Genomic DNA, 11,462 nt, shown 5'->3' on the forward strand with positions numbered 1-11,462 from the left:
CCACCCTTGACGAAGAGGCACTGTATCTACTAGGGAAGAGAAAGTACGAGGAGATTAGAGCAAAAAAGTGAGTCAGTGGAAATTTTTCCCACATCTAGCCATCTAATCAAGCTCATTTTTTCTTATCCTTTAAATCCAAGTTTTCCCTAGTATCCCCCTCCACAGTCGTAGCAGTACCCCCGCGGTCCTTTACAACTAAAGAAAATGGGAGGAAGTGTTTACCTAGTAGCCCTATTTTACCTGCATAATATTGAATGAGAACAAATAAAATCACCAGTATGGTCAATCCTAGCTTAATGGATACGACCGAATAAATAATAGATACTCCCGAAAAAGTAATACTAATCCCATAAATCATAAGGACCGTTTTTGTTTGAGATCTATTTGTAGTCATAAGCAAGTGATGTAAGTGTTCTTTATCGGCTTGGGCAAAAGACTGACCTCTCAATTTTCTTCTAATGATGGCAAAAAAGGTATCAAAAACAGGTACACCTAATATGAGTATCGGCACAATAAAGGAAATAAACGTGACATTTTTAAAACCCATTAAAGACAAGACGGATATAATATAGCCTAAAAACAATGCTCCTGTATCTCCCATAAAAATCTTAGCAGGATGAAAATTGTATACCAAAAAACCCGTACTCGAGCCTGCTAAAATAAGGGCATAGGTCATAACAAAGTAATCCCCTTCTAATGTCGCAAGTATGTACATGGTCATAAAGGTGATAGTAGCTACTCCAGAGGCTAATCCATCTAATCCATCTATAAGATTAATAGCATTTGTAACCCCGATAATCCATAAATAAGTGAGAAAATAACCTAGATAAGTTAATTTAATTGTACCGAAAAAAGGTAAAGTAATAGACTTTAAATAAATTCCTCCGTAAAAGATCACAATACTAGCTGCTACTAATTGAAATAAAACCTTAAACTTTGGACTTAAGTCAAACTTATCATCTATTATGCCAGAGCTAATGATAATAATGCTTCCAATTAAGATGGCTTTAAATTGAAAATGAGGATAGCCAAAAAAAACATGACCTAATAAGAAGGCAATAAAAATAGACAATCCCCCTAATGTGGGCATTACTCTGTTATGAACTTTTCTTTTATTTGGTTTATCCACTGCACCAATTTTTATTGCCAGCTTTGAAATAAATGGAGTAATCGCCATAGCGACACTACAACAAAATAAATATATCAATATATCTTCCATGGATTACCTCTTTTTAGTATGTCTCGTATCGATACCGTCAATGAAGTTTCGCAAAATACCGACCATTTTACTATTGTCCGAACTAAAGACCTTTGGTTCGAAATTGTCTAAATCCTTTATGATTTGAACCAAATCATCTCCATCATGGCACACTTTAATATATTCCTGGGATTCCATCATATCTAAAATTTCTTCTTGATGGTCATCGTTATGCTCATTATATTTTTTTAGCCTAGGAAAGGCTACTACTTTTTTACCATGCCTAATAGACGTGATAATTGACCCCGTTCCTCCATGGGTGAGGATATAACGAGCTTCCTTGGTCAAAACTTCCATTTCTTCGTAGCTTAAATACTCTACAAATTCCATTTTATCTGATTGGTATTTTGTATTTCCCCTCTGTACCATAATCTTTTCATCAATAACACCCTCATCAATACACTCTTCAATCAACTGAAGCATTCTTGGAAATTCTAATTCATGAGTTCCTAATTGTACGAGTATCAATATATTGACCCCCCATACACTGCTCTTGGGTAATATTTTAACATAGATTGCCATTGAACAATAAATAAATCTGCAATAGGGTAGACAAGCTTACCAGATAAATTAGGAGAGCTCGTCTTGGCAAAACTTTCAATAAAGATAACTTTCTTGCCAAAAATCTTTGCAATATAACACATAGGCACTGAAGTATGAGCTCCCGTTGTAATAATACAATCAGGGCGAAATTGTAAGAACAAAAATACAGACTTAAAAAAGTTGGCAATAAATTTAAAAATGTACTTTACAGGATAATTTCTCGCACCGTACAACAAATAAGACATATCGTGCTCATCTCTCATCTTTTCTGTAATTTTTGTCTTTTCCGTTACAATTTTATAATCATACTCATCAAATAATTCCTTAAGCTGCAAAAGTTGCGTCAAATGCCCACCTACAGAGGAAATAAACATTACTTTTTTCTTCATGAAATTATCCTTTCATTAAATAATTCTTCGTAAATTATCCCTACTTTTTTTGCCTTCTCCTGAGCGCTATTTTCCTGAGCTACTTTCCATCCATTTGCTATATAGGCTTCTTTTTCTTCAGCCGTTAATCCATAAGCCATTTCAAGACGTCGGGCTAAGTCCTCAACGTCTCCTGTCTTCGATTTTATGACAGTGTTTTCCTCTAAGTACTCAAATGCCTCGATATCACTTGTCACTACCAAAGTCTCTGTTGCCATGGCCTCTAATGTTACTAGATTAAAGCCTTCTGTATAAGATGGCAATACAAATACATCGCATGCGTTCATGTACTTTGCTACCTCTTGCTGGGATTGTGGCGGAATTACCCTTATATTTTCTTCAAGTCCGCTATGGATCTGTTCCGTAGTCTTTGTCTCAACATTTGGATCTCCTACTAGGAGGAGCATCTTGCTTGGAATAAGTGCTTTCTTAAAAGCTTCAAGTAAATCTAAAATCCCCTTTGCCTTGTAAAAATTCCCGACAAATAAAACTACAAATTTATCAAAAGGTAAACCTAGCTCATGCTTTACTTTTTCTTTGTCCATTTTACAAAATATGGAGCCATTAACACCCATATTGATTACTTGAATCTTTTCTTCTTGAATCTTCCAATCTAATATTTTGTGCTTTAGTTCTTCACTAACGCAAATGACTTTATGGCTTTCTCTTATAATTTTTTGTATCTCTTTTTTAATAAGAGGGCTCTTATTCGGCATCTTGTTGATGTCACTACCATGAGCTGTTATGATCATCTTAGAACCGTATCTTTTCTTATGCAGTGTGGCAAAAATGCCTGGTGGAAAAGCGTAATGGGCGTGAACAATATGGTAGGATCCTCCCTTTATTAAGGAATAAAACAATCCCTTTACAAGAAATGTAAGGTAGCGCAAATATTTATTGCCCTTTGATTGCAAGCTAATGACCTTACACTCATAGCCCATTTTTTCTAATTCCATTACTTGATTGTACACAAATATGCCAAATTGGGGCTTATCTTTTGTGGGATACATATTAGAAATTATTAATACTCTCATTCTGCTCTCTCCTGTTTTTTCCACAAAGCGATTATCGTGCAGGTTAGAAATACACTTACCGATGGCGCAAACAACACGTGCCCTGCAATAAAAGCACATCCTAATCCTGCAACAAGCGAAGTCATAAGCATGGTCTCTTCTATTGAAATGGATTTAAAGTTTATGAGATATTTTACCGCAAGTTTTATAATCATAATGCCTGGATAATATAAAAGCAAAATCAAGCCTACGACACCATAATAGAAAAGTAGCTCATGGAAATCCCTTTCTATTGGGATTACTTTGTTTTTATCTTCATAGTCGCCTCCGTACCCTACGCCTATAAACTTTCTCACTACAGCGCCCTTTTCAAAATCTTCATTGGTGTCATTTGCCTTAAGCTCCCTGCCATTAAAGATAATGTCTGGCTTCGATTCACTATCCCAAGACTGGTGAATGCGGATATTATTGTATACAGGAGAATATGGGGTATAAAGGACGGCTCCTACTAATAAAGCAGTAAATATCACTACCACCTTCTTCCACTTAGTTTCTTTTAATATAATAGATCTTAATATTAGGATTACAACCCCTGCAAACAGCCCTAGGATTATCCCCATATAACTAGTTTTTGTTCCGGTTATAAACATAGCTGCCATATTGAATACAATTAAGATGAGCTTTCCTAAGAGATACTTCGGATTTTGCACTGTATAGAGAAGGGCAACAGGAAATAATATAGCCATAGCAGCGCTTATTTTTGTACCAGAGAAAAACCATCCCGTCTGTCCCATTTTTTCACTTCCATAAGATTCAATTCCCGTCCCTGTAAGGGCAGCAAAAATGATGCATATGCTAATAATATTCAAAGAAATCCAAAGGGCCTTGTATAGCTTTTGATTCCCTAGTGAGTGCTCCATCGAGCTTATAATATGCTTACATGCTATAAGAAATGCAATAAAAAACACGTATTTAGAAAAATAGCTGATTTCCTCATAGTAATTTAATACCTCTTTATAATAGGTATTAAACAACAAGTGTATTCCATAGAAAAGGGCTATTAAAACGAAATAAATCCTATGTTTTTTTTCTACAATAAACACATACAGCAAGGCTACAAGAAAAGCTCCATTTCTAATTAGTAGCCCTGGTGTAATGCTAATATTTAATTGTAGGAGAAAAAACGCTGTAAAGATATCGATAATTGGTTGAATTACGATATACAACAGCAATAACTTATAATAATCTAAATACTGTAATATGTTCTTCATAAAAATCCTCTCGGTCAATCTTTTTATTAGCCTACAAATTTCTTTTTTAACTGAAATAGATTCATTACCTTTCCAATATGCCCTAATCGAACTACATTTAAATATACTTTTTTCTTAAATGGTAAATTTGATATATTTTTGTTTTTGTACCAATTAGGAAATTCTTTATTGAGAACGAGGCAAATATTTTTAGTCAGCTCATTTCTCAGAGAATTTTCCTCTACAAATTTTACTCGGTAAATAGCTCGAAAGAGCAGATGTTCTATGAACAAATACTCCAACTGTTCTGAAAATTCTTCTGCTACATTTCGCTTTTCAAAATACCTTTTTACGATTTCTAGATTCTTGGCTGCATCCATAATCTTGCGATCGTATGTTCTCATAGCTGAACCCGTACGATATCGATAATTGTACAAGGGCTTACTTACCTTTGATATTCTATTGCAATGGCTAAGGATACGAGGTGTAGTCCCTAAATCTTGATTGCGAAGGCCTAAGGGAAAAGAAATCTCATTTTGTGTAAACAGCTCTTTCTTATATAATTTACCCCAAGGAGCTGGGAGAACCGTATTGATCAGATCCTTGTTTTCAAAGATAGACTGAACCTTTTGAGTCAACTCACCAGAAGACCATTCTCGAATAAACTCACATTTCTCGTCCGTAACAACTGTAGCATTGCATAGCACAAGGTCTGAATCATTTTCTACAGCGTTCTCATACATAAGCTCTAACATATCTTTTTCCAAAAAGTCGTCGCTATCTACAAACATAATATAATCGCTTTTGCTCTCTACAATACCTGCATTTCTAGCCGCCGAAACCCCTTTATTCTGCTGAGTAATAACCCTAACTCTGTTTGGACTAGACTCTTGAAACCCCTCCAAAATCCCTAAACTTCCATCCGTGGACCCATCATCCACTAAAATTAGCTCAAAATCCAAAAAACTCTGCTTTAAAATTGAAGAAACGCACTTCTTTATATATTTTTCTACATTATAGACAGGAATAACAATACTAATTTTGCTCAAAACGATTTTCCCCCTAACCTACAAATTATATTTACTATATCAGATCATCCACCCCAGTCATCCTAGGCAAAGGAGCTTACACCACCTCGCCTATAGACGAGTAAAAAAATTTTGCTTACCACTTGCTTTATATTTTCGATAGCCTTTAAAAAACAATCTAAAATAATTTTGCTTTCGAACCACGAGGTCTTTCACCAAATCCATTATAGCTCTCCCCAAAACAAAATTTTTGGCATATAGTGCACCTCTATTTGTAACCCTTTTTTGATCCACTACGACAGCTTTCCTTGGATGGTAGACCGTAACCATTGGTAAATATTTAAAAAATTTTTCCTTTGAAAAATTATTGATTAAAAAGTCTACTTCTTCTCCACTATTATATATCCCACCTAAGCCAAAATCTTCATCAAAGCCAATAGGACAGGAGTCTTTTTTAAAGGCAATCTCAATAGACGACTTAGCGAGAAACTCTTTGTCTTGTGTAATCATCTTACTCTCATTTCCATAATTTGATTTATAGAGTTTTCCATTGACCCTATCATAAATCTGCGTCAACAACACATCTAGATTAGAGTCGCCAATAAATTCTTCTCCAATAATCTTTAGTGAATCCTTATGATACCAGCAATCATCGTCAGAAAGAAGCACAATAGACCCATTACAGTGTTTCAAACCTATATTTCTAGAATGAGACAGTCCCTTTTGGTCGATGGGTACATGAATGATTTCTAGCTCACCATAATAGCTTATGATTTCTCTTATGATATCATGATTGTCTTGAGACACAATTACCACTTGAAACTCTTTATATTCTTGTATATTCAAGGAATCGAGAAGCCTTCTAAGTTCATCTTCTCTCTCTCCTAATGTGGGTAACAATAAAGATAATTTCATACGATCTCCTTTTTTCAATTATCATTTAAGGATCGTTACTAAGCGTTTTACCAATAACCGAAAATGTTTATAACAACAGTAATAAATAACAAAATACACTATAGAAACCAACAAAGTAAAAATTCCAGTTTCTATAAACCATCTCATTGTACTAATCGTATCTTCATAAAAACCTACATAAGAGCAAAATACATCCCCCAGATACAAGACGATGACCATAATCAATACATTTATACCATAATTTATGAAATAGCTCTTAGCACTCTTGTGAAATACATTTTTAAATATATAATTTGGAATAAACCAAAATCCAGTTAAAACATAAGAAGCAATTGTGGCGAATAACACCCCATCAATGCTAAATTTACCTACTAAAAGCAAGGACAAACTCAAATTGATGATGGCTTCAAATAAAGATTGCCACTTTGTCTCCTTAAAGGCTCCAATTCCATTAATAATTACGGATCCTGTGCCTCGAACGATTCGATAAAAGAAAACCATGCAAAACAAAAGCACCGTAAACTGGCTGACTACCATTTTACTGCCGACCCACACTCGAATAAGATTATTTATAGAAAGATAAGTCACTGTAAAAACAATAGATGCCATATAAAATAAAAAAGAATTCATCTCCCAAAAGCTACTAAGAGCCTCTTCTTTCTCTTTAGAAGCAAAAAAGTTACCAAAGCTCTCCTGGGTAGAGTTGATGATTTTATTTGTAATGCTAATAATAAACTGCGCTATATAATTGTAACTCGCATAAATGGCTACTACATTCACGCCAACAAAGGCAGACAATACGATATTATCCGTATTTGAAGCAATAATAGTAGCTATTTTTTGCATAAATACGTGTTTGGTATTATCTACAGTGGACATATCAGGTTCCTGTTTTAGATCTATCCAGGGATAGTTCTTGTAAGCAAAATAGTTGATAATAATATTGGTAAAAATCATATTGATAAAATACCATACAAAAATACCAATTAAATCAATACCTAAAATAAGCAGTACAATCTCTACGACAATTTGAACAATTCTCATGATATTGGTTACGAGATTCGTCATGTACTTATTTTGGTCTGCTTGCAGCAAAAATCTAGGTGCATAAGCGAAATAATTGCCTATTCCCGTGAGCAAAAACAGGATAAACGCTACCTGGGTATAAAGAGGACTCATGGGATTATTTTTTATTAAATAATCAATAAAAAAGGATAAAATAAACCCTGTTGTTAAAATAATGATTCCAATTCTCCTAAAGATAATCTTTGCCCCAGACAGCAATCTATTGATTTTATCTCGATTTCTATCTGCGATAGGAGAGTAAAGGGCAAAAACAATAGACGTTCCAAACCCTGCCTCTGCTAAATTTAAATAATTAAAAATTTGGTTAAATAACTGAGTAAAGCCATAATACCCCTGCCCTAAATAATCAATAAAAATAGGAATTTTAATAAACCCCAAAATCCCCATAATAAAAAAGGGGATAATATCCGATAACATATTGCGTATAGTTTTCTGTGTTCTCATTCATTCACCTTGTACGTTCTAATTTGTAAGTTCTAAATCACCTCGCCTCTAGGCGAGTAAAGAGGTTTTGCTGACCACCTATCTTTAATCAATCCCTACAATAAATATCTCTCGTATACACCTTGTCCTCTACATCTTTAATCTCATCTGCCATACGATTTGATACAATTACATCAGAGATTTCCTTAAATTCATCTATAGCCCTAATCACTCTAGAATTGTAGAAGGTATCCTCTTTTAGAGCTGGCTCGTACACTACAACTTCAATCCCCTTACCTTTAATTCGCTTCATAACCCCTTGAATAGAAGACTGCCTAAAATTATCCGAATCTGTCTTCATAGTCAATCGATAAATCCCTACAATCTTTGGATTCTTCTTGACAATCATTTTTCCAATGTGGTCTTTTCTCGTCCTGTTTGCATCTACGATTGCAGACATAATATTTTGAGGTACATCTGCATAATTAGCTAGAAGCTGTTTTGTATCCTTTGGTAAGCAATATCCTCCGTATCCAAAAGAAGGATTATTGTAATGTGTACCAATACGTGGGTCTAAACATACCCCTTCGATGATTTGTTTCGTATTTAATCCTCTGACCTCTGCATAAGTATCGAGCTCATTAAAATACGCTACCCTTAACGCCAAGTATGTATTAGCAAATAATTTAATCGCCTCTGCTTCTGTTGAATCTGTGAACAATACAGGAATATCTTCTTTAATTGCCCCTTGCACCAAAAGATCTGCAAATTTCTTAGCTCTTCCTGATTGCTCCCCTACGACAATTCTAGATGGATAAAGATTGTCATAAAGTGCTTTTCCTTCTCTTAAGAACTCAGGTGAAAAGATAATATCATCTGTTTCAAACATCTCTCGTATTTTCTTTGTATAACCAACTGGTACTGTAGACTTTACGACCATTACAGCGTCTGGATTAATAGACAAAACACTAGCGATTACCGCTTCGACAGATCTTGTATTAAAAAAATTCTTTTCTGGATCATAATTAGTTGGTGTAGCTATGATGACAAAATCCGCTTCCTTATACGCCTTGTAATTGTCTGTCGTAGCAGTTAAGTGTAATTCTTTTTTAGAAAGGTACGCCTCTAATTCTTTGTCCACAATGGGAGATTTTCTATTATTAATCATATCCACTTTTTCTTGAATAATGTCTATGGTTATTACTTCATTGTGCTGAGCCAAAAGAACCGCATTAGACAATCCCACATAGCCCGCTCCTGCAACTGTTATTTTCATTCTTATCCCTCCGTTTTGCCTAACTTATCAAGTCCGTATACTCTTTTGTAGATTAAGTATACAAATAAAACCTTAAACAAACCTTTTTAATAGAGTATTTTTTACATATTCATTATTATCATTTATATGCTTTCTTAAACTGAAAAGTATTCTGCGACTATTTACTTAGCATTTATATTGATTATTTACTTCACGTAAGTCGCATAGTTGACCTCAACCTGTACATCCTAATTACAGGTGGTGATAAAAATGTCCGAGATACAAAAAATACTACAAGATATTGAAGAATTAAAGAAAAAATTAGAAGTATTAATAGAAAAAAAAGATTCAAACTTATTAGACCCAAATATTTTAATAGCAAGCCAGGATTTAGATAAAGCTATTACAAATTATCTCGAATTTATTCGAGAAAAATTCTAATACACCCTCATACAATCATCATGGTCTATAAAAGTATAACCATTGTACACATAATAATTGCTGATAGAACCCAGCTAAGTATCTAGCTAGATACTTAGCTATTATTTAGACTTTCTTTTTCAAATCCAGAAGCCTATGGTAGAAATAATAAAAATTGCTTTCAAAAAAACCATATCGCTTTCCAAAGTATGCTTGCTCCCTAGCCTTACTCTTCACTTTCCTGAATTGCTCCCTATAATTTGCCCTTTCACTAGGATTCATGCCATGAAAAGTCCTAAGAATTGCATTGTAGAGCTTTCTAAGCTCTTTTTTTATGATAATTTCTACTAAGCCCAAGTCGCCCCTATAATCCTTTTTATAAATCTCTTGTTTGTCCATTAACTCTAAAAGACACTGACTATAACCTTGAAAGCTCCTTGCATAATTGTTAGAGGTCATCGTTGAATTCCCTCTAATCCTCCTTTTAAAGAAGACCGCAGAAATATGCTTTACTTTATTCGCATACAAGTACAGCTGAAAGCTAAACAGTTCATCCTCGTGAATGATTCCCTCTGGAAAATACAAACCCTTTTGCATTACAATTTCCTTTTTAAACATATATAGGCAGGGTGAAACATAATAATCCCTATTGTTAATAAGCTCATCAAGGAGCACAGCTCCATTATAAACTCCCCCATACACTTTATTTCTAGTGTATTTAAAGGATTTTTTATCCTCACTTATATAATTCTCATCATAAAAGCTTTCCCCATCAAATATGATCATATCTAGATCATATCCTTGGCATTGGTCGTAGAGGACTTGTAGAGCACTATTTTCTAAAATATCATCACTATCCATAAAGTAAACATATTTTCCCCTAGCGTTTTTTAAGCCTACATTTCTAGCAGCGCCTTGACCTTTATTGACCTGCTCTAGGTATAAAATATTGCTGTACGTATTTGCATATTCTTTTGCAATATCACCACTTTTATCCGTAGAGCCATCGTTGATGGCGATAAGCTCGATATTCTTCTTCGATTGATTTAGAATAGACTCTAGAGCCTCTCTTATATACGATTGTGTATTATAAATAGGCATGATAACAGAGATATCAAATTGTTCTTTCATAATCTAAACCCTTTTCTACATTTATTTTACTTTCTACCTATGATCCCTTTAACCGTAGAGTATTGTTTTGTAATGAATAAACCAAAAGCAAATAAGACTACTGCGACGATACCTTTGATAATAGCTGAAATCAATGGGTGATTAAAGGATATTTGAGAGATAAAATATAATCCTACAAATGTAATCAAAAATATGATGAAATCAGGCACAAACTTGCCAGCAAACGCCCTCAAGGAATACCCTAAGCCCTTTTTAATTAAGTAATAAAATGAAATGGCGATATTGATATTAAAAGCAAGCGTTACAAAGCCGGCTACCATATTAATATTCCCAAATCCAATCCCTACTAAAATAGCACCAACGATTAAAACGGACGACACCGTTCCCGTTAAAAACATTAACTTTGTATTACCAATACTTTGAAATATAGATCCGGTGCTAGAGCTAATCATCTGCGCCCATATGGATAAGGCCAATAACTGAAAACTAGGCACAGAAGCGTACCATTGCTCGCCATATAAAATCATGATAATTTCCTCTGCTGCAAAATAGCAATAAGCTGAGACAAATACCCCAAGAAGCGAAAGAACCTTGAGGACTTTAAGGTATTTTTCGTAGATATATTTTCTATCGTCTTGATGTGCAGATAATATAGGATGAAGTACAGGTGTAATAACATGGGTCAAATTCTGTACAGGGTAAAGCATTAATC

Annotated in this window: 12 protein-coding genes; 1 reads left to right on the forward strand and 11 read right to left on the reverse strand. The window is 34.4% G+C overall.

Annotated elements, in window-relative coordinates; all coding sequences use genetic code 11:
• Positions 1-112 precede the first annotated feature (112 nt).
• From Q7P22_RS03710 to Q7P22_RS03750, 9 genes are all read right to left on the reverse strand, one after another.
• A complete protein-coding gene (locus tag Q7P22_RS03710) occupies positions 113-1,219 on the reverse strand; it encodes an MraY family glycosyltransferase (RefSeq protein ID WP_303860781.1) in 1,107 nt (368 codons plus the stop codon).
• A gap of 3 nt (positions 1,220-1,222) precedes the next feature.
• On the reverse strand, positions 1,223-1,726 hold the full coding sequence (pssE, locus tag Q7P22_RS03715) for a PssE/Cps14G family polysaccharide biosynthesis glycosyltransferase (RefSeq protein ID WP_303860784.1): 504 nt from the start codon (positions 1,724-1,726) through the stop codon (positions 1,223-1,225).
• Positions 1,723-2,190 carry a PssD/Cps14F family polysaccharide biosynthesis glycosyltransferase gene (pssD, locus tag Q7P22_RS03720; protein ID WP_303860788.1) on the reverse strand — a complete coding sequence of 156 codons (468 nt, stop codon included), beginning with the start codon at positions 2,188-2,190 and terminating at the stop codon, positions 1,723-1,725. The genes pssE and pssD overlap by 4 nt, the downstream gene beginning before the upstream one ends.
• On the reverse strand, positions 2,187-3,263 hold the full coding sequence (locus Q7P22_RS03725) for a glycosyltransferase (RefSeq protein ID WP_303860791.1): 1,077 nt from the start codon (positions 3,261-3,263) through the stop codon (positions 2,187-2,189). Before Q7P22_RS03725 ends, pssD begins: the two co-directional genes overlap by 4 nt.
• A complete protein-coding gene (locus tag Q7P22_RS03730) occupies positions 3,260-4,513 on the reverse strand; it encodes an O-antigen ligase family protein (protein ID WP_303860792.1) in 1,254 nt (417 codons plus the stop codon). Before Q7P22_RS03730 ends, Q7P22_RS03725 begins: the two co-directional genes overlap by 4 nt.
• 26 nt (positions 4,514-4,539) lie before the next feature.
• Positions 4,540-5,541, reverse strand: coding sequence for a glycosyltransferase (locus Q7P22_RS03735; RefSeq protein WP_303860794.1), 1,002 nt, complete (start codon positions 5,539-5,541; stop codon positions 4,540-4,542).
• 90 nt (positions 5,542-5,631) lie between these two features.
• Positions 5,632-6,435: a glycosyltransferase family 2 protein gene (locus tag Q7P22_RS03740; RefSeq protein WP_303860796.1), complete on the reverse strand. Its 804-nt coding sequence runs from the start codon at positions 6,433-6,435 to the stop codon at positions 5,632-5,634.
• A 21-nt stretch (positions 6,436-6,456) separates the two neighbouring features.
• Positions 6,457-7,965, reverse strand: coding sequence for a lipopolysaccharide biosynthesis protein (locus Q7P22_RS03745; RefSeq protein WP_303860798.1), 1,509 nt, complete (start codon positions 7,963-7,965; stop codon positions 6,457-6,459).
• A gap of 88 nt (positions 7,966-8,053) precedes the next feature.
• On the reverse strand, positions 8,054-9,220 hold the full coding sequence (locus Q7P22_RS03750; protein ID WP_303860801.1) for a nucleotide sugar dehydrogenase: 1,167 nt from the start codon (positions 9,218-9,220) through the stop codon (positions 8,054-8,056).
• A 249-nt stretch (positions 9,221-9,469) separates the two neighbouring features.
• On the opposite strand from Q7P22_RS03750, the gene Q7P22_RS03755 reads away from it, so the two are divergent.
• The gene (locus tag Q7P22_RS03755) at positions 9,470-9,640 is read left to right on the forward strand and encodes an aspartyl-phosphate phosphatase Spo0E family protein (protein ID WP_303860803.1); all 171 of its coding nucleotides are present in this window, start codon (positions 9,470-9,472) and stop codon (positions 9,638-9,640) included.
• 105 nt (positions 9,641-9,745) lie between these two features.
• Here the strand turns inward: Q7P22_RS03755 and Q7P22_RS03760 are convergent, their stop codons facing one another.
• Together Q7P22_RS03760 and Q7P22_RS03765 are read right to left on the reverse strand one after the other, a co-directional pair.
• Positions 9,746-10,750 (reverse strand): glycosyltransferase, encoded by a 1,005-nt coding sequence (locus tag Q7P22_RS03760; protein ID WP_303860806.1) that lies wholly within the window; start codon positions 10,748-10,750, stop codon positions 9,746-9,748.
• 26 nt (positions 10,751-10,776) lie between these two features.
• Positions 10,777-11,462 (reverse strand): oligosaccharide flippase family protein (locus Q7P22_RS03765; protein WP_303860809.1); only part of this gene is annotated, 686 nt, incomplete at its 5' end.

Origin of the sequence: Alkalibaculum bacchi (assembly GCF_937875145.1) — a bacterium.
In the GTDB taxonomy this organism is placed as follows: domain Bacteria; phylum Bacillota; class Clostridia; order Eubacteriales; family Alkalibacteraceae; genus Alkalibaculum; species Alkalibaculum bacchi_A.

What these genes read in the sequence shown, in the direction of transcription:
- Q7P22_RS03710 (WP_303860781.1), bottom strand. Translation starts at nt 1,219, where the DNA reads ATGGAAGATATATTGATATATTTATTTTGTTGTAGTGTCGCTATGGCG.
- pssD (WP_303860788.1), bottom strand. Translation starts at nt 2,190, where the DNA reads ATGAAGAAAAAAGTAATGTTTATTTCCTCTGTAGGTGGGCATTTGACG.
- Q7P22_RS03725 (WP_303860791.1), bottom strand. Translation starts at nt 3,263, where the DNA reads ATGAGAGTATTAATAATTTCTAATATGTATCCCACAAAAGATAAGCCC.
- Q7P22_RS03730 (WP_303860792.1), bottom strand. Translation starts at nt 4,513, where the DNA reads ATGAAGAACATATTACAGTATTTAGATTATTATAAGTTATTGCTGTTG.
- Q7P22_RS03740 (WP_303860796.1), bottom strand. Translation starts at nt 6,435, where the DNA reads ATGAAATTATCTTTATTGTTACCCACATTAGGAGAGAGAGAAGATGAA.
- Q7P22_RS03745 (WP_303860798.1), bottom strand. Translation starts at nt 7,965, where the DNA reads ATGAGAACACAGAAAACTATACGCAATATGTTATCGGATATTATCCCC.
- Q7P22_RS03750 (WP_303860801.1), bottom strand. Translation starts at nt 9,220, where the DNA reads ATGAAAATAACAGTTGCAGGAGCGGGCTATGTGGGATTGTCTAATGCG.
- Q7P22_RS03755 (WP_303860803.1), top strand. Translation starts at nt 9,470, where the DNA reads ATGTCCGAGATACAAAAAATACTACAAGATATTGAAGAATTAAAGAAA.
- Q7P22_RS03760 (WP_303860806.1), bottom strand. Translation starts at nt 10,750, where the DNA reads ATGAAAGAACAATTTGATATCTCTGTTATCATGCCTATTTATAATACA.